Here is a 23,563-nt window from a genome sequence, read left to right on the forward strand (position 1 = left end):
TCCTCATGTTAAGCCCTGCCATTATCCTTATACTGTTCGCCTTTCGGCTAGCTCGTTCGACTTACGCCTGTGCAGTGCATGGGGTGTTGGCAGCAAGGGCATGGCCGTGTTGTGCTGTTGTTGTCGGTTTGGAGCGTGGTGAGGTTAAGGCGTTGTGGCACTCGCAGTAGTAACTGAATGCGCCGCAATACGTGTTTGGCGTTACCCCGTAAAAAACCATAATCTCTCACCCGCTGTAATCCTTTGGGTAATTCATGCTGCAAGATAAGCCTTAAGAATTGCAAGGTAGGCAGGGTGCGGATTTTGGTTGTGTGGCTTTGGCTATCTTGATACCTAAAGCTCACTTGGCCATTAGCGGTACTGATGATGTCGTTATCGGGTAATACACCGCGATACAAGTATCGCGAGAGGTATTTAAGCGCGGGCAGCCCAAAACCTACATTGCGACAATCTACCACCCACTTAGCGGGTATCGCCTTGGGCAGAGACAACGCCTTGTGGTGGTTAATCGCATCCAGCATTCTCCCTCGCCATACCTTGGCCAGTGCAAAGGCGTTAAACAAGTACTGCTTGTTGGTGTGATGCCACTGCTGCTTAGCGCTGTGATAGCGCCCGCCGGCCACCAATACATGTAAATGAGGGTGCAGATTACGCTGGCGGCTATGGGTATGCAGTACCGCGGTAAAGCCTAATTCGCCCTTGTTCTGGCGTTTGGCAAAGTCCTTTAACAGGCTTGATGCCACCTTGAACATAATTTGGTATAAGGCTTTAGGCTGCACGCGGGCTAACGCTCTTAATTCATAAGGCAGGGTAAAGGTCACCATAAAGTAAGCAACAGGCAGCAGTTTTTGTTGTTGGCGAGTTAACCAGCCCGTGGTGCAATGATGTTGGCACTGTGGGCAATGCCTGTGGCCGCAAGAAAGCGTCAATTGGTCATGATGAGGGCAATGCTCACACTGCCAATGGCTCTGACCTTGTTGCTCAGTTTTACAGCGCAGCATGGCATACATTGCCCGTTTAGCATCGGCATTTAAATAAGGCGCAAGCTCAGCCCCATGCTGATGAAGTAAATCAATGAAGGTGCTCATGGTTATGCCCACATTAAGGTAAGAGCATCGGTGAGTCTATTCACCGCCCTTGCCGCATCTAATTGCTTCACTTGGGTCAACTGGGTATAACGCGCAGTGGTGTTTAAACTGGCGTGTCCCAGTAAGTGTTGTAAGGAGCGTAAATCCAAGCCTTGTTCAAGCAGATGGGTGGCATAACAATGGCGCAGCGAGTGAGGACTAATGGGTTTATGAATACCGCAATCGCGCAATACCCGCTTCAAGGCTTTTTGTATGCCACCTTTATCCATAGGCACTTTTACCTGCTTGCCTTGGCGTGGAAACAGCAGCCGAGCATGCCGATGGCTTTGCCAATGAACTCGCAAAGCCTTAAGAGTACGATGTGGCATGGGCACTAAACGGTCTTTACCGCCTTTGGCATCACGCACATGGATGTGCATGGCCTGACTGTCAATATCATGAATGCTTAACTGTAATCCCTCGCTCAAACGTAGCCCCATGGAATACAACACCAAGAAGAAGACTTGATAGCGGGGTTGCTGAGTCATGCTAATCACTAAGCCTACTTGCGCAGGGCTTAAGATATCGGGTAAGCGTTTCACTTGAGGGGGCTTTACAATGTTTAGCCACTGCCATTGTTTATCAAGGGTGTAGCGATAAAAGAACTGCAAGCCATTGCGGTCTAGCTTCACGGTGCTCCAAGAATGAGAACTGATGAGCTGAGCAAAATAGGCCTTTAAATCAGCGGTGCTTAAGGTATCAGGGCAGCGGTCAAAGTGGGCCGAAATACGACGTACCGCACGTGAATACGCATCAATGGTAGCGGGGCGTTTCCCTTGTAAGGTTAAATTGGTAAGGTGTTGTTTATATAAAGCATTATAACGATGTTGTTGGCTAGGGTTCATGCTGCATACTCCGGTTAATCACGACCGATTGGCCGTGTAACATTGAGTATGAGATATCTGGTGCTATGCACTCTGCGCAGAGCGGCTTCGTTCAACAAGGCATTCCAGGTGACGCCTACGGCGCACCTGAATGCGGCGTTAACTCCGATCTAACCGTACTGAATCTAATCCGAACCACCGATATTTGAGCTAATAACGTAACACGCTTTTGTCCAGAAGAGTGCTACAGCAAAAATTTCAGTACGCCTTCATTAGCTATATTGTCATCATTTCAAATTGTTACGCTTACGAGTGTATGTGGCTATGCATAAACTGTTTATAGGTACTTCATGGTCGCTTACTTTAAAAAATTGTCAGAAATTACATATAAGGTCTAATTCTTAAGCATTTCAAACTAGGAGATACGAATGTTTAGTAATTTAGAAATGACCTTAACCAGCGCTTGGATTGACGGTGAAGATGAAGTCGCTGCAGCGGCTGCTTCGATGTTAGAGCCATTAACTGTTTTCAGGTTGCCTGCCAAGTATATTCAGTCTCTTGATGCTAATGAGGAGACATTAAAGTTATTAGTTATATTACTTAACGAGAAGCGGGATATCGAGATCAGCAGACATCCCGCTGTTATGAGGCATAACTAGAATTACTTACTAAGCTTTAACGGGCTTCGACCTTGTTGCCCGTTCGTTAGTTTTAAAGTTAACTTCCAGCGGTATGATATTTGTACTTGCCAAAAATAGATAACCAAAAAATAGCAAGTGTTCCTTTACTCGGTTACAACAGCGAGAATTTTCAACAATGCATATTGAACACCCAAGTCGAGTATTCTCATCGCGCATTGTATCCGACGCTAAGCCGAGTGTTTGATATTTCTTCGGCCAATTTTTAAGTGGCTGCCCACCACTATGCCTACTAAACCTAAGCCCAATATTTATGCCTCTGGGGAGCAGAGTAGATAGTCTTTGCATTATAGTCTTAACAGACAGGGGAGAGAGTAATACATCACTGTGAGGTAAACTAATTTCAATAAATAGCTTCAGTGCTCCAAAGACTTGGTTAGCCCAAACATGATTAAAAATCCTGGCAGCTATTTCCTTATCATATCTATGTGCCAAAGGCCTCAATGTGCCGCTGTGGTTAAGTGTAAAGAGAGGCTTTCCTTTTCTCGTCATTAGCGCTGTTAAATTCTCATGAGCACTCTTAAGTCGCGCTATTTGAAGCTTCGTACATAAACTGTGAATCGCTTTCGTGCTATAGCTTTGATGCAGCAGCGCTAAAGTCAGCGTTATCTGGGGCGGACGAGAGATTCTATTTATTTTCTTAGGCCGGCCACTTTGTTTTATATGCAGAGTAAATGCGCTGAGTAATCGGCTTGTCACACCATGCTGGATTTCCTGCGGAGTTGCTGAAGGGTGCGTACGTTTATGGGCCCCAATCATTTTTCCTATGCTAATCGAACTGCAGTCGGTAATTTTTGCTATATCGACAAGTGGTTGGATGTTAACAAGGCTTTCTGTCGTTTGTTCGTGCTCAAAATGACGATAATGGTGTAGGCCAACTTGATAGTCAGTGTGGCCTGCGAGCCGATTAAACACCTGTTGTGCGTTAGTTGCATTTGCATCTTCTGAGCCCGTCAGCGCCAAACGAATTGCTTTTATTTCTTCAGCAACCATGCCTGCATAGCGTTTTATTAGCGTATTCGATGCAAATAGAATTAGGGCTAATCGAGAAAATGCACAGTGCCTAAATGTGTAGCAGCTGCAGTGTTCATTGCTTGTTAGCGCACGCAACTGCGCACCAGCGTCATCAATCACGCTATCCAGTGGGATATCGAAGAGTGGTTGCTGTGAGTCGGCGCCATATTGCGCGACACGAAGATTAATCAGGGCATTTATCCATAAGCGCTCAGCTTCAGGAATTAAAACTGTGGGAAGCTCCCTAGTTGCTTGTTGCGTTTTCAATGAGTGGTCAAAGCTTGCTCTCACCTGAATACCTAGTTCATCATGATGGGCGACATCTTTGATACGTAAATTCACCGCTTCTTGGGTTCGCAGGCCCAGTCGATTCATGATGATAATAAATACACCCGTTTGAAGTGCGGCCATTGGCGAAGACTGTGCTTTGGTGAGAACTCCGAAAAGGTGTGTCCATTGTATCTGATTGATGTATCCAGCATTTATGATATTGCCTAAATGCTGGTTTGTTACGCCATCAATCGATTGTTCGGTAAAGTCTTCTATAGCGCGCTTGCATAAAAACAGTGTCCGAACGCTACTTATTTTCTTTTGTTCAGATAGCCGTTTGGATAAACGTCTCACTTTTTCCTCAATGTTGGTTGATGAGAAATCAATGAAATCATCATGTAAAAGCTCTTTGAGGTGGCTTCTATCAGTAGCAAAGCTGCTGAGCTTTTTGTGCTGTCTATTTATCAAATACTCACATGCTGCGACTACACCGTCGTGTTTACCAATATGCTCAGCTCGCAGTTGGCGGATTAAAGTGAGCTCAACAAGCCCTTGCGTATCGCCTTTTTTAGGAGACGCTTGTGATAATAATTTCCCGGACACGGCAGAGCGGTGTTGAGTGGGAGCCTCAATCTGAGTCATCGAAATGGTATTTTGTTGCAGCCACCGGGCGTTGGTGTGTGTTAGTGGGGCGCTCTGCAGCGGCTGAAACAGTTGTTCTATTTGAGTAGCAGATAATTGTCCGTAGTAGTTAAACGTATAATGCTCGCAGAGCTGTTTGTAAAAAAGCCTTTCTGTTGTCGTTGTTGGAAGGCCTAGTGGTACCAATTTTCGCCTTATCCGCTGCCAACTATTATCTTTATCCCATTGCAGCTGTGAGTTTAGCTTTGATAGGTAATTGCAAATGAGGCCTGCTGTAACACCGACGGGATAGAAGCGCGACTCCAATCGAGCCACGCCTTTTTCGTCTCGAACATTGCCGCTGCATGTATTGTTAGTAGCGGTATTTAACTCTAGCCAGATTTGTGAGTCATAACGAACCAAATGTCGGAGGCGAGGGATGATGGCTGCTAAACGCTGATGGGTAAATTCGCCTTGCTGCAATAGCAATGCACAGGCGATGTTATCGGCCCAATCTTCCTCTTCCCAAGCTTTTTTATTTTCATTTTCGATGAATGACACAAAGCTATCGATGATAGTTTTCATAACTCCACCCCCCAAAAATCTTGCTCATCTATCCAGTTAGCAATAGTTGTAAGATTTCCTGAAACTCCCGCAGGAGAAGCGTTTGCTAGCGTGTCGTAACCAAACCATCTATCTGCAAGCAGATAAGAAAATTCGTTTCTCAAGTGCTGTTGTAAGTGACGTCGTCCAGCGTTTAATGGCATCGATGCTATTTCCGTTATGCCAATCGAGCCTAATAACTCTTTTCTAATATTGGCTGTCATCGGAGTGACACTAGGGCTATTTGAGTGGCACTCAATGTAGAAAAAAGCCGGACGCTGGCCATGATAAACGTCGTTAATATAATCAAAAACTGGCTTGGCTTTGTAAGGTGGTGCAGTTAGCCAGTCTTCTAGTTTTTCGTAATACCAGGCAATAAGGGATTGTAAACGTTTTGGTAGTGGCAGTAGGCGCTTTGAGGAAGGCCCTTTGTCTTGAACCTGTACGCTATTTTGTATAAGTGGTGGTAGGTACCACCTTTGACATTGAGAAGGTCTGCAGCCTAGACCAATTTCTATCGATAGGGATGTGAACGCCGCAAGGCTATTTAGAAAAATGAGTTCATCATTCATACTCTGAAAAGGCACGCTTATTACAGCCTTTAACTTGGCTAATACTGAATGAAGCATTTGGGTATCGACTGGCGGTGTTGTAAAACCTTGCGCTTCTTGAGGCTTTTTCCAAGTAGGGTAAATGTCACTCGCGCGGAGCAGGCGCTGTTGGAATGTATAACTGTAAATTTGAATATCGCCCAGCAGTATTGCTCGGTAATACAACGTCCAGGTGGCCCGATTATTCGATACTGTGAGGATATCAACGTGCTCTCGATGTATAGGGCTCATTTGTTCGAGCATTAGTCGTTGCAATCGGGTCGGAGTGAGTCCTTTTTCGAGCAGGTTGCATAAACGGGTTAATGATGCTGAGCTGTAAACTTCTTTCAGGTTAATGAGCGCTAACCACCCCTCAGCTAAAGCCTCTGGTAGTGTTATTTGCACGCTGCGCTTGCCAAAAGGCAGATTGATGTTGATATTGATGGATGGACAGGAATTACTTATATAAGCTACGAAGCTTAGTACTTGGTTTTCATCGCTTTCACTTGGCTTCAACATTGTAATGGCGTTGAATAAACATCTTGCTGAAATACCTGTTAATGCTGAGCTTAATAAGAGGCTTTCATAAGGTCGGTGCGCAGAACCATATAGTCTAGAAATCGCTTTATGTATGGTATCCTTGGGTAATATTTGACGAGTGGCCTTACCGCTGGCAACTCGATTTTTTCTATGGATAGTAGAAGACATCTCTTTCTCCGAGTTTATTGTGTCTTCTTAGTTAGGTTAATTCCTTTTTGAAATTGGCTCGTTTCTCAAAAATTTTTTGTCGAATGCTGATATTTGGCTTTGTAACGTAGAGTTTGGTATTTCTAAAAAGTCACTGATGAAGGTAGCGGTTATCAATTTGCCATTCGGTTGAATAAATCCTCGCTCTAAGAGCCATTCAGCATTTTGTTTTAAGACAAAACTCAATAGATGTAAGCTTGTTCCGCTGTATATTAAGGATTCATTCGTCAGCATCTGCCAGCTACGTTTGAGTAGGAAAGGTATTGGTTTACTCGATAGATCGTTACATATTGCCTCTTGGAGGTTCTGTTTTTTTGCAATGGCTAAGGCTATGTGCCCAGAAATAATGCAGTCATTTGCTATTTCTAATTGAATTGGTGTCGCGTTATAGGTTTTGAAAAGTGTAGGTGGAATCTGGAATTGATTTACTAGGTTACTTACAGACGGTTCTATGCTGGGTAGTTCTGCTATGTCTTTTAGTGGATAAGCTTTTGGCTGTCTCATATCGTGATCTCATTACATTAACTGTAATGCTTTAGGGTAAATTTGGGGCTTATTTAGCTAAAAAGTACTTTTTCCAATTAAAGAATATTTGAGCTATTTTTTTTGTTGGTTTGAGCTTTAAGTTGAGGTTTAACACATTCTTTTGTTTTTAGGTGCTTATGCGTTTTTATCTGAGCCAGTTCTAATAGGAACTGAATTGAGTATTTTGTTTTTAAGTTATTGTATTAAATGAGTTATTTTTTGTTTTTGAGTGTTGATAACCCCTCAAAAAAGGGGGTGTTTTTTGGGGGTGTCAACAGGTGTTTTCTTACACCGGTCTAATTTTAATGCGGTGTTTTTACATTTTTATTCATATGGTTCGATGCTCTTTGCTCTATTTCGCGTTGAGTTGCTATACGATTTTCTTTTACCCACACAATAATTTCATCACGGTCAAATCTTAGGTGTTTACCTATCTTTGAGTGAGGGATTTTCTGATTAGATGTTAGCTTATATATTTGTGCTGATGTCATTGAAAGCAGGACACCGCACTCGTTAATGTCCAAGATTGGCTTATTAATTAAGTCTGCCACCTGGGTTCTACGCTTAATATCAGAAATAGAATCTTGTATTTTGGCTATCTGCTCTAAAATCGATTTGATAAGTGCAGCATCGTTGTTTTTCATCTTTAGCTATTACCGGATTATTTCTAGTAATAGCTAAAGGGTAAATTCGCCCGCGCATTTTTCGGTTTTCAGCTAATTTTTGAAACTATTTTGATATCTGGAAAACTGAGCATAGCATCCATGCGTTTTTGCTCAATTATGTCAGCGTAAATTTCGGTCGTTTTAAGCTCACTATGGCCAAGCAGCCGAGATACTGAATAGATGTCTATACCTCGCGAAAGTTGAATCACTGCAAAACTGTGGCGGCCGGAATGAAAGGTAACATGCTTGCTTATACCAGCCGCTAGACACCATCTTAGTAATTCAGTATTTGTGTAAGACGAGTAACGTAGACTTTTAAAAACACGCTCATTAAACGCCTTGGGTTTCCCCAGTAGTTGTTCGGCAGATTTGGGTAGGTCAAGATACTGTAGACTCTTAGCATCGCCGTGAGACAGCTTACTTTGGTTGAAAATTATTCGCTTATGGCCTTGAAATGATTCAATTTCTGACCAGGTGATTTTTTGTATGTCGCACCATCGCATACCCGTTAAACAAGAAAACAAAAATGCGCGTTTGAGAATCGGGTAGCGACAATCCGTTTGAGCTAGAGAATTGACCTCATCTAATGTCAGATAAACGCGCTGAGTTGTTTTGGCTTTGATACTGCTAACTTGGGGTAAAGGATTATCACGGATGATTCCTTCTCGATGTGCTTCGTTGATCGCCGCCCGAATTTTATTGAAATAGGCGCTTTGCGTATTGCGAGATAACGATGTATCACTCTTGGTTTTTGCTTTATTTGTCAGGTAATACTTAAAACCGTCTAACCAGTCTTTATCTAGTTCATCAAAGCTAAGATCATGTTTTTCACAATAAAAAAGCAGGTGCTTTTGAGCAGATATCCAGATCGAATAATTGGATTTTGAGGTGGTTTGGTCTTTGATATCAACTTGCTGCTGAAAGTAGTCGATAAAACTAGCTTCTCGTTTTGTTCTATCTTCAAAACCATGCTTTTGAGATTGCCATTCAACCAGTCGTTTGCCCTTGATGATTTCAGCGAGAAGCAGATGTTCTTTGTTATGCTGGCGTTGTTGAGATGTTTTTGGTTGGTCATAAACAAACAAATCGAGCGTTTCATAGGTTTTTTTTCGCCGATTTTTACCCTTTAAGTCAGAGATATAACCGTAATCATAAATAAGTCGTAAAGCTCTTGTTTTGTTTGCTCTAAGTGTACGTTTTTCAATAGAAATTTTCATTTTAGTCCCCAATTGGTCCCCAAATCACGGTTTCATCGTGTCATGGGGACCAATTGGGGACCATAATTAGAAAATAACGGAAAACAATGAAAACTAACGAACAGTGAGATCTAATAAAATCAGTAGCTTAGTTGTCGTTGTTTGCCGTGAATTTCCCTTATTTGCCCACTTTACTTTCCGATACAGAAACTGGTGAAAATGCGGCTGAGTAAATCGTCGGAGCTGAACTCACCGGTAATTTCGCTTAAGTGTTGTTGTACCAAGCGCAGTTCTTCGGCCAACAGTTCACCTGCTTGATAAACTTCTAGTTGGGTTTTGCCATTGTCTAAATGTTCTGCTGCAAGTTCGATGGCGTTAAGGTGGCGACGACGCGCCATAAAACCCCCTTCCATATTGCCTTGAAAACCCATGCATTGTTTTAGGTGGTCTTTTAGCTCTGCTAAGCCTAGCTCGGTTTTAGCTGAAATCTTATAAACAGGGTGTCCGTGATCCATTACTACGTCTAAGCTTTCGCCGGTAACATCGGCTTTGTTTCGCACTACCGTCATGCCCATATTGGTGGGTAGCTTCGCCACAAATTCAGGCCAAATTTTTACGGGGTCTAATTCTTCAGTGGTGGTGCCATCCACCATAAACAACACCCGATCAGCATTATTGATTTCTTCCCAGGCGCGCTCTATACCTATTTGCTCTACTACATCGGCATCTTCTCGCAAACCGGCGGTATCGATGATGTGTAAGGGCATGCCATCAATATGGATATGCTCGCGCAATACATCACGAGTCGTGCCGGCTATGTCGGTAACAATGGCGGCTTGTTTGCCCGCTAACGCATTCAGTAAGCTTGATTTACCCGCATTTGGCCTACCCGCAATAACCACACGCATGCCTTCTCGTAATAGCGAACCTTGGCGTGCTTGCGCTTGAACAGTACTTAGCTCATTGATAATCGCGTGTAAGTCGGTTTGAACTTTACCGTCACTTAAAAAGTCGATTTCTTCTTCTGGGAAATCGATGGCAGCTTCTACATAAATACGTAAGCGAGTAACGTTTTCTACCAAGCTGTGAATCTTGTTAGAAAATTCACCCTGTAGCGATTGTAAGGCACTTTTAGCAGCTTGCTCACTGGTAGCTTCAATAAGGTCTGCAATGGCTTCTGCTTGGGCTAAATCGAGCTTATCGTTGAGAAAAGCACGCTCACTAAACTCACCTGGGCGTGCCATTCGCAATCCGTCTATCTGGCTTATTTCTCGGATTAGCATATCAATCACTACTGGACCGCCGTGGCCTTGTAGTTCTAATACATCTTCGCCGGTGAAGGAGTTCGGCCCTTTAAAATACAAAGCTATGCCTTGGTCTAAGGTATCGCCTTGTAGGTTTTTAAACGCTAGGTAGTCGGCATAACGAGGAGCAGGGCATTTACCCAATAATTTTTCTGCCACTTGTTGTGATAAGGGACCGGATACACGAATAATACCTACGCCGCCACGACCAGGTGCTGTGGCTTGGGCCACAATCGTATCATTTGAATTCATGCTGACTCTCTCTGAAATTATGCGTCAAAAAAAATGCCACTCAGTTTTCACTGAATGGCATTTTAGCATTGTAGCTAAACTTTGTGCCTAGCGTTTATGCAGGCCGTTTTTCTCTAGGTTACGGTAAATAATGGTTTGCTGAATCAGCGTTACCACGTTACTCATTAGCCAGTAAAGTACTAGACCAGCTGGGAACCATAAGAAGAATACGGTAAAGATAACAGGCATAAATTGCATAATTTTAGCCTGCATTGGGTCAGCAACCGTAGTTGGAGACATCTTCTGAATGAAGAACATGCTCACACCCATTAGCACTGGTAAGATGTAAAACGGGTCTTGAACCGATAAATCGGTAATCCAACCAAAGAACGGTGCATGACGCAGTTCTACGCTTTCCATTAATGACCAATACAATGCAATGAAGATAGGCATTTGCAGCAAGATAGGGAAACAGCCACCTAAGGGGTTAACCTTTTCTTTCTTGTAGAGTTCCATCATGCCTTGCGACATTTTCTGACGGTCGTCACCATACTTCTCACGTAGTGCTGCCATTTTTGGCTGTAGCAAACGCATTTTCGCCATTGAGGTGTATTGCGCTTTAGTTAGCGGGTACAACAAACCTTTAACGGTGAAGGTAATCAGGATAATAGCTACACCCCAGTTGCCTACAAAGCTATGGAAGAACTTAAGCAGCTTAGATAGCGGTTGAGCAATAAACCATAACCAACCGTAATCTACAGTAAGATCTAGGTGCTTAGCTGATTCAGCCATTTGTTCTTGAAGCTTAGGACCCACCCACAATGCACTGCTTAACTTAGCACTTTGGCTAGGCGCAACGGTTTGTACAGGAGCTTTATAACCCATGAACACAAAACCATTGTTGCTGTTAGAGTACAGTTGATTGGTGTCGCCAGCATTTGGTAGCCAAGCCGTTACAAAGTAATGCTGCATCATGGCAACCCAACCACCTGTAGTGGTTTCACTTAGGTCAGATTTTTTGATGTCTTTGATGCTGTACTTAGAGTAGCGCGTAGACTCACTTGAGTATGCGCCACCGCGGTAAACAGGCATTACCATACTAGAGCTATGCTCTTTTTCAGTTTGCTTAATTTGGCTGTAAAGTTGCAGACTTAAAGCGTTGTCACCATTGTTGGTCACATCAAAATCTACTTTAACGTCGTAGCTACCGCGGGTAAGGGTAAAGCTTTTAGTAAAGCTACTGCCGTTTTCGTCTTGGTAAGTAAAGGCTACTACCAATTCATCGCTGCCATCGGTCATTTCAAAACTGTCGCTGCTTACTTGATAAACAGGGCGACCATTGGCGTTAGCGTCTGGGCCATCACGACCAATCAAACCACTTTGGGCGATGTAGGTAAAATTCGGGTTTTCTTCAAGTAGCACAAACGGGTCTGCAGAGTCTTCTTCTATTGGGTAAGCCAATAGCTCAGCACTTACTACATCACCGCCTTGAGCGCTAATTTTAAGTTTTAATACGTCTGTCGTTACAGTGATTAACTGACCCGCCGAAGTGGCTTGAGTTAAGTCTGAATCGTCGTGAGATAATGCACTGGCTGGCACATCACTATTTGCATTCGCACCAGTTGCGTTAACAGTATTGGTGGCAGTTGCTACTACAGGCTGTGGGCCGTAGTCTTTTTGCCATTGCTGATATATAAGAAAACTTACAAACAGCAACCCAATTATCAGTAAATTGCGTTGAGATTCCATAATATTAGTTAATCACTATTTGTTTTTTCGGAACCTGGAACCGGATCGTGTCCGCCAGGATGTAGAGGATGGCATTTTAATAGACGTTGGCTTGCTAACCAACAACCTTTTATCACACCGTGCAAATTAATTGCTTCAATCGCATAGTCTGAACACGATGGCGTAAATCGGCAGCGCGGGCCAAGTAGTGGACTTATCACATATTGATAAGCCTTTATCGGCATAATTGCGATTATTCGCAACGGCGCGTTAGTCTTCGCCATGATTTCTCCAGAAGCTTCATCAATTCTTGATTACTTAAATCTGAAATACCGTTCTTGGAAATAACCACAATGTCTACTGCAGGTAATTGATGCTGATGTAGACGAAAGCTTTCTCTTGCTAAACGCTTAATACGATTACGACCTACAGCGAGTTTAATACTTTTTTTGGAAACAGCTAAACCCAAACGAGGATGAGAGAGAGTATTGGTTTTTGCAAGGATGGTGAGTTGAGGAGTACCCACACGAACGGGGTTGGAGAATACGTGTTTAAAATGCATGGGAGTTAACAAACGTAACTCCCTGCCAAAAGTTTGTCTTTGCACTTAATTATGCAGACAAACTTGCGCGACCTTTAGCGCGACGACGTGCCAAAACTTGGCGGCCGTTTTTAGTTGCCATGCGAGCGCGGAAACCGTGGCTACGCTTACGCTTTAATACGCTTGGTTGAAAAGTACGTTTCATATTTATTACTCTTGCTAGCTAGTTTTTTACTGTACAGTCGGTGCAATTAACCAAAATGGTAGGCGCACCGGGTAAAAAAGAGGCGAAATTCTAATCATTCGCCACTTCTAAGTCAAACGAAATATCGCTTAATCTTAAATACTCTTTTTCAAAAGATCCTTTGGATCTTGGGCGGCATTATAGTGCTCCTATATATAGGTGCAACAGATCTATTTAATTAGACTTCGCCGCGCTTTACAATTCGAGAGATAAACTGTTGAGTTCTGGGATCTTTTGGGCTGTTAAATAGTTGCTCTGGGCTACCTTGCTCTACTATTGTCCCATCACTCATAAATACCACTCGATCCGCCACTTCTCTTGCAAAGGCCATTTCATGGGTGACAATAATTAAAGTTTGCTTTCGCTGGGCCAGTTTCTTTATCAGGGCCAGCACTTCGCCCACCCATTCAGGATCTAGTGCCGAGGTGGGCTCATCAAACAAAATGGCTTTGCTATGGGTGGCCATTGCTCGACCAATACCTACCCGTTGCTGTTGACCACCCGAAAGTTGGCTAGGGTAATGTTTGGCTTTATCCGCTAAACCAATGTCGCTTAAGATCTCTCTGGCGGTATTCAGTGCTTCCGCTTTCGGTTGTTTCCACACAGTAATTAACGCTTCGGCGATATTCTGCTCAGCATTTAGATTGGCAAACAAGGAGTAGTTTTGAAAAACAAAAGACAACTTCCTGCGTAATGCCAATACATCCTGTTGTTGATGATGCTTTGCCTCAACATTCAAATTGTCGACACTAATGGTCCCTGAGTCTGGTTGCTCAAGGTAGTTAATGCAGCGCAAAAAAGTAGATTTACCCGTTCCAGAAGGCCCGATGATAGCAACAACTTCGCCCTCTTTAACCTCTAAATCGATGCTGTTAAGCACTGTTTGACCATCAAAGGCTTTACTAAGGTTGGATACTTTAATCATGCTAATAAGCCTTGGATAATCGTTTTTCTGCTACGTTTTGTAGCTGGGTAAACACGGCCACTACGGCCCAATAAATAAGTGCAACAGCTAAAAATGATTCAAAGAACTTAAAGCTACTTGAAGCTTCCATTTGCGCTTTGGCCATGATCTCGGCAACCCCTAAGGTGAATGCTAAAGAGGTGCTCTTAATCATATCAATCAGGTAGTTCATTAAAGACGGCAACGCGGTACGTAATGCTTGCGGTAAAATTACTCTGCGCAGCGCTTGCAGGCGGGTCATGCCAAACGCATAGCTAGCATCCCACTGGCTTTTATCAATAGAGTTTATTGCTGCTCTAATGCTCTCTGCTTTATATGCCGAGAAATGCAGGCTTAAACCTATGACCGATGCGCTAAAGGCGTCTAAGCCAATCAGTATTGGGAATACTTGTGGTAAACCGTAATACAAAATAAATAGTTGGACTAACAATGGAGTACCACGGAAAAACGAGATAAACACCACTGCAAATTGGTTGAGCACTGGCAGCTTAAATACCCTAAATAGGGCTAAGATTAAGGCCAGTATTAACGCAAAAACGGCTGCAATAGCAGCCATTTCCATGGTTGTTCCCAAATACTTAAACAGTATTGGGAACAATTCCATCATGTAGTTAAAGTCAAAAGTTGACATTATTTGGTGATGTCCCCGTCAAACCATTTTTCAGATATTGTGCTTAAGCTACCATCTTGCTGCATTGCTTCTAAGCTAGCATTTACTTTTGCTTGTAAGGCTTGGCCTGCTTCGTTGTTTTTGAAAGGCATCGCGTTTTCAATGGTTTCGAATGGCTGGCCTGCTAGCGCTAAGGGTAGACCAGATTTTTTAATCAAGGCTAAAGATGATACTCGGTCCATAACAAAAGCGTCTGAGCGACCCAAGGCAACGTCTTGCTCAATGCCGGTGTCGTAGGTAGCAATATTTATTTGCTTATCGCTGTCGTGTTTTCTTAATAGCTGCTCAAAGTTTGAACCTAGGTTAACTGCTACTTTTTTGCCTTTAAGATCGTTAATGTCCTTTATCTCGTCGTTACCTTTACGCACAACAATTTGCGCACCGTCTACAACATAAGGATGTGAGAACAAGTATTTGGCTTTACGCTCATCAGTAATAGTGATTTGGTTAGAAATAGTATCTACTCTACCTGTTTCTAACATGCCAAATAGGCCAGAGAAGTTTGCGGTAACGTACTCAACCTTCCAGTCGTTACGTTTAGCTATTTCATCCCATACATCAACTTCAAAACCTTGTAGCTTGTCTTGCTGAACAAAAGTGAAGGGGAAGTAACGACCAGACATACCCACTTTGACGGTATCTTGAGCAAATGCTGACCAAGGACTTAGGCTAACCAGCAGTAAAGCCATTAGTAATCGTGATTTATTTAGTAGTTTCATTTCGATTCTTCTATTCAGCGAGTAGTGTATGGCAAAAAATTCTAGTTCATAGATGATATTTGCACAAATACGCTGTTGTTATATCAAATAACCAAGCTGTTATGTGGTGACCAGAATGTTATTCACATATTTGTTATCTGCTTGTGAATAATTCATAAGAAACCTAGAGTTTAAGCGGCTTCCGTTATAAAATAGACGGTCTTTTTGGTGATAACGCGGAGTCGCGAGTGAGTGGGTCTCTTTGGCAACAAATCTTAGTACGTTTACAAGATGAATTGCCGGCAACAGAATTTAGTATGTGGATCCGACCACTTCAAGTAGAACAAGATGCAGAGCTATTGGTGTTGTATGCACCAAATCGTTTTGTACTCGATTGGGTAAAAGACAAATACCTGATTCGTGTGAACGCCTTGCTCGAAGAGTTTTGTGGAAGTGATAAGCCTAGTTTGCGTTTTGAGGTAGGCAGTAAGCCTGCAAGCGTAACCAGAACCGCTACAGTTAAAAGCGAGCCTGCTCCAACAGGTGTGAGAAATGTTTACGTCAATAACAATGACTCAGGTAAAAGTTGGGATAAGGAACCCGCTGTTAAGTCAGCTTTAGAAGCTAATCACCGCAACAACATTAATGCCACCTACCAGTTTGATAATTTTGTTGAAGGTAAATCAAACCAGTTGGCTAGGGCGGCAGCTACGCAAGTTGCTAATAACCCTGGTGGGGCGTATAACCCACTATTCCTATATGGCGGTACCGGCTTAGGTAAAACTCACTTATTGCATGCTGTGGGTAACGGCATTATTGCTAATAAAAAGAACGCAAAAGTTGTGTATATGCACTCTGAACGTTTTGTTCAGGATATGGTAAAAGCATTACAAAACAATGCGATAGAAGATTTTAAACGCTACTACCGCAGTGTAGATGCCTTGCTCATTGATGACATTCAGTTTTTTGCTAATAAAGAACGCTCACAAGAAGAGTTCTTTCATACCTTTAACGCACTGTTAGAAGGTAATCAGCAAATCATCCTTACCAGTGATCGCTACCCTAAAGAAATCGACGGCGTTGAAGACCGTTTAAAAAGTCGTTTTGGCTGGGGCTTAACTGTTGCTATTGAACCGCCTGAGTTAGAAACGCGGGTGGCTATTCTAATGACTAAGGCTAACGAAAATAATATTCGCCTGCCTGACGAAGTTGCTTTCTTCATTGCCAAACGCTTACGTTCTAACGTACGTGAACTAGAAGGGGCGTTGAACCGGGTGATTGCTAACGCTAATTTCACTGGGCGCGCTATTACTATTGATTTCGTTCGTGAAGCTTTGCGCGATTTACTGGCGCTGCAAGAGAAGCTAGTCACCATCGACAATATTCAAAAAACTGTCGCAGAGTACTACAAGATTAAAGTGGCAGATCTGCTATCTAAGCGTCGTTCTCGCTCTGTGGCTCGTCCACGCCAGTTAGCCATGGCCTTGGCCAAAGAGCTAACTAACCATAGCTTGCCAGAAATTGGTGATGCTTTTGGCGGGCGAGACCACACTACGGTATTACATGCGTGTCGTAAAATTGCTCAGTTAAAAGAAGAAAGTCACGACATCAAAGAAGATTACCAGAATTTAATTCGTACATTATCGTCATAATCGGAGAGGCGTTATTAAGTATGCAATTTAGTATTAATCGGGAACAACTGCTTAAACCTTTACAGCAGGTAAGTGCCGCACTCGGTGGGCGCCCAACTATTCCTATTTTAGGTAATGTATTGCTAGATATTAGCAATCAGCAATTGTCTATCACTGGCACCGATATGGAAGTAGAGCTTATCGCTACGCTTCCTTTAGAGAGCGCAGTAAATGAAGGGCGTGTAACCGTACCGGCTAAAAAGTTTGTTGATATTTGCCGAGGCTTGCCTGATGGTTGTGAAATTAGCTGTAAGGCTGATGACAACCGTTTAGTGCTTAAATCTGGCCGCAGCCGTTTTTCTCTGGCTACATTACCTGCCACTGATTTTCCCAATATTGAAGATTGGCAAAGTCAGCAAGTTATTCAACTTACTCAGGGTCAGTTAAAGAACCTGATTGATAGCACACAGTTTTCTATGGCGAGCCAAGATGTTCGTTATTACTTAAACGGTATGTTGTTTGAAACCGACGATAAAGGCTTAAAAACCATTGCTACCGACGGCCACCGATTGGCCTTAGCAGAGCAAACTTTTGATCAGCCTTTACAGCCGCAACAAGTGATTGTGCCACGAAAGGGCGTAATTGAGTTGGCGCGGATGTTGGAACACGAAGACCAATTGGTTGAACTGCAAATTGGCAGTAATAACATCAGGGCAAGTGTTCAAGGTTTCACGTTTACCAGCAAATTAGTCGATGGTCGCTTTCCTGACTATCGCCGCGTGCTTCCAGCAAATAGCGATAAGGCCTTGATCTCGGGTCGTGATGAGCTTAAACAAGCATTTTCACGAGCGGCTATTTTGTCTAATGAAAAATTTAGAGGTGTGCGACTTCAACTAGAGTCAGGCACCTTAAATATTACTGCTAACAACCCTGAACAAGAAGAGGCCGAAGAGATCTTGGATGTTGATTACAACGCCGAAGACTTAGAGATTGGCTTCAATGTTGTTTATGTACTCGACGTGCTTAATGCGCTTAAGTGCGAGCAAATTCGTATTAACATGAGTAACAGCAATAGCAGTGCGCTAATTGAAGACGCAGAGCAAACAGGCAAAGCAATGTATGTTGTTATGCCAATGCGTTTGTAGAACTGTTTAGATGCAGATACAAAGCTTAGGCTTACAACATTTTAGAAATATAGAAAGTGCCAGCCTTAACCTCAATCCACAGCTTAATGTGGTATTGGGAAAAAATGGCAGTGGAAAGACCAGTGTACTAGAAGCTATTTATTATTTGGGCTTTGGTCGGTCTTTTCGTAGTAATAGAGCCAGTAAGGTGATTAGTTACCAGCAAGACAGTTTTGTAGTGTTTGCTCAGTTGGAGGAACACAAAATTGGTTTGCAAAAATTTAAAGGTGGAGACACAGCCTTAAGAATTAACAAAGAAACGGTACGTAGCCAAGCGGTTCTCGCCTCTTTGTTGCCTATACAGATTCTTCACCCCGAAGGATACGGCTTAGTAGATGGTAGTCCTAAACATCGAAGAGCCTATTTGGATTGGGGAGTGTTTCACGTGGAACATCAGTTTCACGGTGCTTGGCAGAACTATAAACGAATATTGAAACAGCGTAACGCACTGTTAAAGCAAACGCGTCAGTACCAAGACTTAGTTTACTGGGATAAGCAGCTTGTGGAACTGGCTCTAGTAGTTAGTAAGCAACGGCTGGAGTATGTTACGAGTATTAAGTCGACTCTATTTGATTTGGTTGAAGAGTTTCTTCCTGAATACAAATTTGAGTTAGCCTTTTATCAAGGATGGGACGAACAAAGCGATTTAGCTGATTTGCTAAAAAGCAGTTTTGAGAGGGATAGAATGTTGGGTTATACCCAATATGGGCCTCACAAAGCAGATTTAAAGTTTAAGTTTAATGGCATCAATGCGGTTGATTTAATCTCGAGAGGGCAGTTAAAGCTATTTGTGTGCGCACTAATATTGGCGCAAGGGCAACATGCTCAACAAACTAGTGGTAAGAAAACTGTATACCTTATCGATGATTTTGCTGCCGAACTAGATATGTCTAAACGACAGTTGTTGGCAACGTGCTTACAACGACATGGGTCTCAAGTTTTTGTTTCTGCAATTGAGGAACAAATGCTAGATGGATTTGATTTAGAAGGATGCACAATGTTTCACGTGGAACATGGTGTTATCAGCGACTATAAAACGAGAGTAAAACATGGCTGAAAATGAATATGGCTCATCGAGTATTAAGGTACTAAAGGGCCTTGATGCAGTAAGAAAACGTCCTGGGATGTATATTGGCGACACCGATGATGGCTCAGGTTTACATCACATGGTCTTCGAAGTTGTAGATAACTCTATCGATGAAGCATTGGCTGGTCACTGTACAGATGTGGTTGTTACCATTCATAGCGATGGTTCGGTATCTGTATCTGATGATGGTCGTGGTATCCCTGTTGATATTCACCCAGAAGAGGGGGTATCTGCAGCTGAAGTAATTATGACGGTACTTCACGCTGGTGGTAAATTCGATGATAATTCTTATAAAGTATCGGGTGGTTTGCACGGTGTTGGTGTTTCTGTAGTAAACGCGTTATCTATTAAGTTACAACTTACAGTTAAGCGCCAAGGACATGTTTACGAACAGTTTTACACTTTAGGTGAACCGGATGCACCTTTAGCTGTAGTAGGCGATACCGACAAAACAGGTACTGAATTACGTTTTTGGCCAAGTGAAGAGATTTTCTCTGATACTAAATTCCACTACGATATTCTTGCTAAGCGCTTACGTGAATTATCATTTTTGAACTCGGGTGTATCGATCATCCTTAAAGATGAGCGTGATGATAAGCAAGATCACTTCTGTTATGAAGGTGGTATTGAAGCGTTTGTATCTTACCTAAATACCAACAAAACGCCGATTCACCCTAAAGCATTTAGCTTTAACTTCCAGCGTGAAGATGGCATTGCTGTTGAATTAGCGATGCAGTGGAATGATGGATTCCAGGAAAACGTTTATTGTTTTACCAATAACATTCCGCAAAAAGATGGTGGTACCCACTTAGCTGGATTTAGAGCTGCGTTAACTCGTACTCTAAATAGCTATATGGAGAAGGAAGGCGTTAACAAGAAAGACAAGAATAACGCGACCGGTGATGACGCTCGCGAAGGTTTAACTGCGGTTGTTTCGGTTAAAGTACCTGATCCTAAGTTCTCAAGCCAAACTAAAGATAAGCTAGTTTCTTCAGAAGTTAAGTCTGCGGTTGAACAGACCATGGGTGAGAAACTAAGTGAATACTTGTTAGAGAACCCTCAAGAAGCCAAAATTATCACTCAGAAAATTTTGGATGCTGCTCGCGCACGAGAAGCTGCTCGTAAAGCACGAGATATGACTCGTCGTAAAGGTGCGCTAGATTTGGCTGGTTTACCAGGAAAACTGGCCGACTGCCAAGAGAAAGATCCTGCTCTTTCTGAACTATACATAGTGGAGGGTGATTCTGCGGGAGGTAGTGCTAAGCAAGCGCGTAACCGTAAGAACCAAGCTATTCTTCCGCTAAAAGGTAAAATTTTAAACGTAGAAAAAGCCCGCTTTGATAAGATGCTTTCTTCTCAAGAGGTAGCTACTCTTATTACCGCAATGGGTTGTGGCATTGGTAGAGATGAATATAACCCGGATAAAACGCGTTACCACAACATCATCATCATGACCGATGCGGATGTGGATGGCTCGCACATCCGCACCTTGCTACTAACTTTCTTCTACCGTCAAATGCCTGAAATTATTGAGCGTGGTTACATTTATATTGCTCAGCCTCCTTTATATAAGGTGAAGAAAGGTAAACAAGAGCGCTATGTTAAGGATGAAGAATCACTAACAGAATACTTAACAACTTTAGCCTTGGATAATTCAGGGTTGTATGTGAACCCTGAAGCGCCTGCTATTGGTGGCGAACAGTTGGAAGGTTTAGTAACCCAGTACCGTCGAGTATGGAAAAACAACGAGCGTTTGTCTCGTCGCTACCCAATTGCTCTGCTTAGCCAAATGGTATATCAGCGTCCTATTAGCGTTGAAGAACTAAAAGACAATGAAGTGTTAGAGCAGTGGTCGGAAGAACTCATTGCACCAATTAATGCTGAATTGCCAAGTGGTAACTACTACTCGATTGAAGTAGAAAAACACGAAGAACGTGATATCTACTATCCAGTAGTTACGCTTCGCCAACATGGTGTTGACGTACAATTTAAGTTTGAGCCGGAGTTCTTTGCTTCAAATGACTACCAAGATATTTGTAGTTTACATGGCAAGTTAAATGGTTTGATCGAAGAAGGTGCTTACATTAAGCGTGGTGAAAAAACCAAGCCAGTTAAGAACTTTGAAGAAGCGCTTAATTGGTTAATGGCTGAGTCACGCCGTGGTCTATATATACAACGTTATAAAGGGCTAGGTGAAATGAACCCAGACCAATTGTGGGAAACTACAATGGACCCTGAAACTCGCCGTATGTTGCAAGTAACGGTTGAAGATGCGATTGCTTGTGATCAATTATTTACTACTTTGATGGGTGACCATGTTGAACCTCGCCGTAACTTCATTGAAGCTAACGCGTTGAACGTGGAAAACCTTGACGTGTAATCGATAGCGTTAAAGGTTAAGACTAAAAAAGGCAATATGAAAATATTGCCTTTTTTGTACTTGAAAGAGTAAAACTTACCCCCCATATATAGTAATAACAGGATGCCACATGGTGGGTGCTGTTTAGAAAGGGACGCAGCAATAGTGCTGGTCCAATACAATTTATTGCTCTATGAGGATAATATACATGCGTAATCAATATGACTTTTCACCTCTTTATCGCACCGCTATTGGTTTTGATCGCTTAGCTAGTTTTATTGAAGCGGCTTCTAACCAAAGCGCCCAATCTCAAAACAATGGTTACCCGCCTTATAATATTGAAGCGGTAGACGAAAACCATTATCGAATTACTTTAGCTGTTGCAGGTTTTGCTGAAGATGAGTTATCAATCGTTGCTCGAGAAAATGCATTGATTGTTACTGGAACTAAGCAGAAAAAAGCCAACAATACAGAAACTAAGTTCTTACACCAAGGTATAGCTGAACGCGGCTTTGAGCGAAAATATCAAATCGCTGACCACGTTAAAGTGAAAGCTGCAAATCTTGAAAACGGGTTACTGTTTATTGAACTTGAGCGCGAGATTCCTGAAGCGCTTAAGCCTAAGCAAATTCCAATTAATGGAAAAATAAATTCGGTAGAAACTTTGGAAGCTAAAACAGCTTAAAGATGAAGTAATAAAGATAAAGAATGAAAAGGGCCACAAGGCCCTTTTTTAGTGTTTAATCCTCGAGTAGAGGATTAACGACTGAGGCGAGTATTTCAATGCCTTGTTTTACGTTGGCTTCACTTTGGGCGAAATTAAGTCGAATACATTCTTGAGTATGTCGCCAGCTATTACTCACACCAGGGAAGAAATAACTACCAGGTACAATCAATAGACCTTTCTGTTTAAGTGCTTGGTACAGCTCTTTATCGCTGATGGCTAAACCTTCGAACCATAACCATAAAAACATAGCACCTTCTGATTTATGAATCCTGAATTTGGTTGAGGGTATTGCCGCTTGTAACCAATTTATTGCCTGCTGAGATTTACGCTGATAAAAAGGGCGAATAATGTTGTTGCTGGCATCTAGTAGGCTATTGTCTTTAAGCATCTCATTCGCTAATGCAGGGCCAACACCACCGGGAGACAAATTAATAATCCCAGATAAATTACTCACCGCCTTAATAGTTTCTGGCTTGGCTATTACAACACCGCAGCGGGTGCCTGGTAATCCAAGCTTCGATAAGCTCAAACATAAAATCGTATTGTCATCCCAAAATGGCGTAGCTTCGTCGGTAAACACCAAGTTAGGGAAGGGCAGGCCATAAGCATTGTCGATAAGCAGTGGCACGCCATGTTGCTTGGCTAGTACCGATAGTTTGCTAATTTCATCATCGGTAATGACATTGCCAGTAGGGTTGGTTGGCCGAGAAACACAGACTAGCCCAATGCTTTGATCTAGATGTAGGTGGTCAAAATCAACGTGGTACTTAAACTGTCGCTTATCCAAATATTCAATGTTGGGTTTGTTGCCAATAAATAGGTCTTCGTCTATGCCGCTGTCTTCGTAGCCAATATATTCAGGTGCTAAGGGAAACAGGACCTTCTTGCTGTTTTTACCCTTTCCAGCAAATAGATTGAAAAGGTAAAAAAATGCGCTTTGGCTACCATTCGTTAAGGCAATGTTCTCACTTTTTATATCCCAGTGGAATTCATTGCTTAGAAATTCAGCCAAATTAGAAATAAATACCTTATTTCCTTGAGGGGCGTCGTAATTACATAGCGCGTTGAGCAAGCTCTTGTTATCTAAGCCGCTACGAAGATGCTGCTCAAAAATTTCGGTCATTTCTGGTATTTGAGCTGGATTGCCACCGCCAAGCATGATCATCTCATCGCCCGCCCGAATACCTTCATCAAGGTCATCCATAAGCTGAGTGATGCCTGCATGGCGAGTGAATTTATTGCCAAAATCTGAATATGTCATAACACACCTTTTTCTATATAGGCGTCACCATAACAAAGATTGCTTTCTAATGGC

The 23,563-nt window shown here is 42.6% G+C and carries 22 protein-coding genes; 6 read left to right on the forward strand and 16 right to left on the reverse strand.

The genetic code is table 11. The features are described 5' to 3' along the window. Positions 1-47: 47 nt before the first annotated feature. Positions 48-1,088, reverse strand: a complete 1,041-nt coding sequence (locus ACLD71_RS05880) for a transposase (protein ID WP_411993571.1) — start codon at positions 1,086-1,088, stop codon at positions 48-50. Positions 1,089-1,090: 2 nt separating this feature from the next. Next, positions 1,091-1,972 (reverse strand): site-specific integrase, encoded by an 882-nt coding sequence (locus ACLD71_RS05885; protein WP_411993573.1) that lies wholly within the window; start codon positions 1,970-1,972, stop codon positions 1,091-1,093. Positions 1,973-2,379: 407 nt separating this feature from the next. On the opposite strand from ACLD71_RS05885, the gene ACLD71_RS05890 reads away from it, so the two are divergent. Beyond that, positions 2,380-2,610 (forward strand): hypothetical protein, encoded by a 231-nt coding sequence (locus tag ACLD71_RS05890; protein WP_411993575.1) that lies wholly within the window; start codon positions 2,380-2,382, stop codon positions 2,608-2,610. Positions 2,611-2,619: 9 nt separating this feature from the next. On the opposite strand, the gene ACLD71_RS05895 is transcribed toward ACLD71_RS05890, so the two are convergent. From ACLD71_RS05895 to ACLD71_RS05955, 13 genes are all read right to left on the reverse strand, one after another. Continuing rightward, positions 2,620-5,139, reverse strand: coding sequence for a hypothetical protein (locus ACLD71_RS05895; RefSeq protein WP_411993576.1), 2,520 nt, complete (start codon positions 5,137-5,139; stop codon positions 2,620-2,622). Beyond that, positions 5,136-6,455: a hypothetical protein gene (locus ACLD71_RS05900; RefSeq protein ID WP_411993578.1), complete on the reverse strand. Its 1,320-nt coding sequence runs from the start codon at positions 6,453-6,455 to the stop codon at positions 5,136-5,138. Before ACLD71_RS05900 ends, ACLD71_RS05895 begins: the two co-directional genes overlap by 4 nt. A gap of 36 nt (positions 6,456-6,491) precedes the next feature. Beyond that, positions 6,492-6,998 carry a hypothetical protein gene (locus ACLD71_RS05905; RefSeq protein WP_411993580.1) on the reverse strand — a complete coding sequence of 169 codons (507 nt, stop codon included), beginning with the start codon at positions 6,996-6,998 and terminating at the stop codon, positions 6,492-6,494. Between the two features lie 323 nt (positions 6,999-7,321). Then, complete coding sequence (locus tag ACLD71_RS05910) at positions 7,322-7,663, reverse strand: helix-turn-helix domain-containing protein (RefSeq protein WP_411993582.1); 342 nt, start codon at positions 7,661-7,663, stop codon at positions 7,322-7,324. 68 nt (positions 7,664-7,731) lie between these two features. After that, complete coding sequence (locus tag ACLD71_RS05915; protein WP_411993584.1) at positions 7,732-8,901, reverse strand: site-specific integrase; 1,170 nt, start codon at positions 8,899-8,901, stop codon at positions 7,732-7,734. Between the two features lie 170 nt (positions 8,902-9,071). After that, positions 9,072-10,436 (reverse strand): tRNA uridine-5-carboxymethylaminomethyl(34) synthesis GTPase MnmE, encoded by a 1,365-nt coding sequence (mnmE, locus tag ACLD71_RS05920; RefSeq protein WP_137673569.1) that lies wholly within the window; start codon positions 10,434-10,436, stop codon positions 9,072-9,074. Between the two features lie 87 nt (positions 10,437-10,523). Beyond that, a complete protein-coding gene (gene yidC / locus ACLD71_RS05925) occupies positions 10,524-12,164 on the reverse strand; it encodes a membrane protein insertase YidC (protein ID WP_137673570.1) in 1,641 nt (546 codons plus the stop codon). 8 nt (positions 12,165-12,172) lie between these two features. Further along, a complete protein-coding gene (gene yidD, locus ACLD71_RS05930; RefSeq protein WP_137673571.1) occupies positions 12,173-12,427 on the reverse strand; it encodes a membrane protein insertion efficiency factor YidD in 255 nt (84 codons plus the stop codon). Then, complete coding sequence (gene rnpA, locus ACLD71_RS05935; RefSeq protein ID WP_373681410.1) at positions 12,397-12,705, reverse strand: ribonuclease P protein component; 309 nt, start codon at positions 12,703-12,705, stop codon at positions 12,397-12,399. The genes yidD and rnpA overlap by 31 nt, the downstream gene beginning before the upstream one ends. Before the next feature lie 49 nt (positions 12,706-12,754). After that, a complete protein-coding gene (gene rpmH, locus ACLD71_RS05940) occupies positions 12,755-12,889 on the reverse strand; it encodes a 50S ribosomal protein L34 (RefSeq protein WP_016400276.1) in 135 nt (44 codons plus the stop codon). A gap of 217 nt (positions 12,890-13,106) precedes the next feature. Then, positions 13,107-13,853, reverse strand: coding sequence for an amino acid ABC transporter ATP-binding protein (locus ACLD71_RS05945; RefSeq protein WP_137673573.1), 747 nt, complete (start codon positions 13,851-13,853; stop codon positions 13,107-13,109). Position 13,854: 1 nt separating this feature from the next. Continuing rightward, positions 13,855-14,523: an amino acid ABC transporter permease gene (locus tag ACLD71_RS05950; RefSeq protein ID WP_411993587.1), complete on the reverse strand. Its 669-nt coding sequence runs from the start codon at positions 14,521-14,523 to the stop codon at positions 13,855-13,857. Further along, positions 14,523-15,281, reverse strand: coding sequence for an amino acid ABC transporter substrate-binding protein (locus tag ACLD71_RS05955; RefSeq protein ID WP_137673575.1), 759 nt, complete (start codon positions 15,279-15,281; stop codon positions 14,523-14,525). Before ACLD71_RS05955 ends, ACLD71_RS05950 begins: the two co-directional genes overlap by 1 nt. Before the next feature lie 227 nt (positions 15,282-15,508). Between ACLD71_RS05955 and dnaA the strand changes: the two genes are divergently transcribed. The 5 genes from dnaA to ACLD71_RS05980 all read left to right on the forward strand — a co-directional run bounded on the left by dnaA (position 15,509) and on the right by ACLD71_RS05980 (position 22,206). After that, positions 15,509-16,912, forward strand: coding sequence for a chromosomal replication initiator protein DnaA (gene dnaA / locus ACLD71_RS05960; RefSeq protein WP_137673576.1), 1,404 nt, complete (start codon positions 15,509-15,511; stop codon positions 16,910-16,912). Between the two features lie 20 nt (positions 16,913-16,932). Then, entirely contained in the window at positions 16,933-18,036 is a 1,104-nt protein-coding gene (gene dnaN, locus ACLD71_RS05965) for a DNA polymerase III subunit beta (protein ID WP_303513099.1), read from the forward strand. A 10-nt stretch (positions 18,037-18,046) separates the two neighbouring features. Then, positions 18,047-19,132: a DNA replication/repair protein RecF gene (recF, locus tag ACLD71_RS05970; RefSeq protein WP_137673578.1), complete on the forward strand. Its 1,086-nt coding sequence runs from the start codon at positions 18,047-18,049 to the stop codon at positions 19,130-19,132. Next, positions 19,125-21,542, forward strand: a complete 2,418-nt coding sequence (gyrB, locus tag ACLD71_RS05975) for a DNA topoisomerase (ATP-hydrolyzing) subunit B (RefSeq protein ID WP_411993591.1) — start codon at positions 19,125-19,127, stop codon at positions 21,540-21,542. The genes recF and gyrB overlap by 8 nt, the downstream gene beginning before the upstream one ends. A gap of 187 nt (positions 21,543-21,729) precedes the next feature. Then, complete coding sequence (locus ACLD71_RS05980; protein WP_137673580.1) at positions 21,730-22,206, forward strand: Hsp20 family protein; 477 nt, start codon at positions 21,730-21,732, stop codon at positions 22,204-22,206. Positions 22,207-22,261: 55 nt separating this feature from the next. On the opposite strand, the gene ACLD71_RS05985 is transcribed toward ACLD71_RS05980, so the two are convergent. Next, the gene (locus ACLD71_RS05985; RefSeq protein ID WP_411993592.1) at positions 22,262-23,509 is read right to left on the reverse strand and encodes a valine--pyruvate transaminase; all 1,248 of its coding nucleotides are present in this window, start codon (positions 23,507-23,509) and stop codon (positions 22,262-22,264) included. Between the last annotated feature and the right edge of the window lie 54 nt (positions 23,510-23,563).

Origin of the sequence: Agarivorans sp. DSG3-1 (genome assembly GCF_046774965.1) — a bacterium.
Lineage (GTDB): Bacteria > Pseudomonadota > Gammaproteobacteria > Enterobacterales > Celerinatantimonadaceae > Agarivorans.

Excerpts from the sequence above, each read along its gene's own strand:
- ACLD71_RS05880 (WP_411993571.1), bottom strand. The coding sequence starts at position 1,088 with ATGAGCACCTTCATTGATTTACTTCATCAGCATGGGGCTGAGCTTGCG.
- ACLD71_RS05885 (WP_411993573.1), bottom strand. The coding sequence starts at position 1,972 with ATGAACCCTAGCCAACAACATCGTTATAATGCTTTATATAAACAACAC.
- ACLD71_RS05890 (WP_411993575.1), top strand. The coding sequence starts at position 2,380 with ATGTTTAGTAATTTAGAAATGACCTTAACCAGCGCTTGGATTGACGGT.
- ACLD71_RS05895 (WP_411993576.1), bottom strand. The coding sequence starts at position 5,139 with ATGAAAACTATCATCGATAGCTTTGTGTCATTCATCGAAAATGAAAAT.
- ACLD71_RS05900 (WP_411993578.1), bottom strand. The coding sequence starts at position 6,455 with ATGTCTTCTACTATCCATAGAAAAAATCGAGTTGCCAGCGGTAAGGCC.
- ACLD71_RS05905 (WP_411993580.1), bottom strand. The coding sequence starts at position 6,998 with ATGAGACAGCCAAAAGCTTATCCACTAAAAGACATAGCAGAACTACCC.
- ACLD71_RS05910 (WP_411993582.1), bottom strand. The coding sequence starts at position 7,663 with ATGAAAAACAACGATGCTGCACTTATCAAATCGATTTTAGAGCAGATA.
- ACLD71_RS05915 (WP_411993584.1), bottom strand. The coding sequence starts at position 8,901 with ATGAAAATTTCTATTGAAAAACGTACACTTAGAGCAAACAAAACAAGA.
- mnmE (WP_137673569.1), bottom strand. The coding sequence starts at position 10,436 with ATGAATTCAAATGATACGATTGTGGCCCAAGCCACAGCACCTGGTCGT.
- yidC (WP_137673570.1), bottom strand. The coding sequence starts at position 12,164 with ATGGAATCTCAACGCAATTTACTGATAATTGGGTTGCTGTTTGTAAGT.
- yidD (WP_137673571.1), bottom strand. The coding sequence starts at position 12,427 with ATGGCGAAGACTAACGCGCCGTTGCGAATAATCGCAATTATGCCGATA.
- rnpA (WP_373681410.1), bottom strand. The coding sequence starts at position 12,705 with ATGCATTTTAAACACGTATTCTCCAACCCCGTTCGTGTGGGTACTCCT.
- rpmH (WP_016400276.1), bottom strand. The coding sequence starts at position 12,889 with ATGAAACGTACTTTTCAACCAAGCGTATTAAAGCGTAAGCGTAGCCAC.
- ACLD71_RS05945 (WP_137673573.1), bottom strand. The coding sequence starts at position 13,853 with ATGATTAAAGTATCCAACCTTAGTAAAGCCTTTGATGGTCAAACAGTG.
- ACLD71_RS05950 (WP_411993587.1), bottom strand. The coding sequence starts at position 14,523 with ATGTCAACTTTTGACTTTAACTACATGATGGAATTGTTCCCAATACTG.
- ACLD71_RS05955 (WP_137673575.1), bottom strand. The coding sequence starts at position 15,281 with ATGAAACTACTAAATAAATCACGATTACTAATGGCTTTACTGCTGGTT.
- dnaN (WP_303513099.1), top strand. The coding sequence starts at position 16,933 with ATGCAATTTAGTATTAATCGGGAACAACTGCTTAAACCTTTACAGCAG.
- recF (WP_137673578.1), top strand. The coding sequence starts at position 18,047 with ATGCAGATACAAAGCTTAGGCTTACAACATTTTAGAAATATAGAAAGT.
- gyrB (WP_411993591.1), top strand. The coding sequence starts at position 19,125 with ATGGCTGAAAATGAATATGGCTCATCGAGTATTAAGGTACTAAAGGGC.
- ACLD71_RS05980 (WP_137673580.1), top strand. The coding sequence starts at position 21,730 with ATGCGTAATCAATATGACTTTTCACCTCTTTATCGCACCGCTATTGGT.
- ACLD71_RS05985 (WP_411993592.1), bottom strand. The coding sequence starts at position 23,509 with ATGACATATTCAGATTTTGGCAATAAATTCACTCGCCATGCAGGCATC.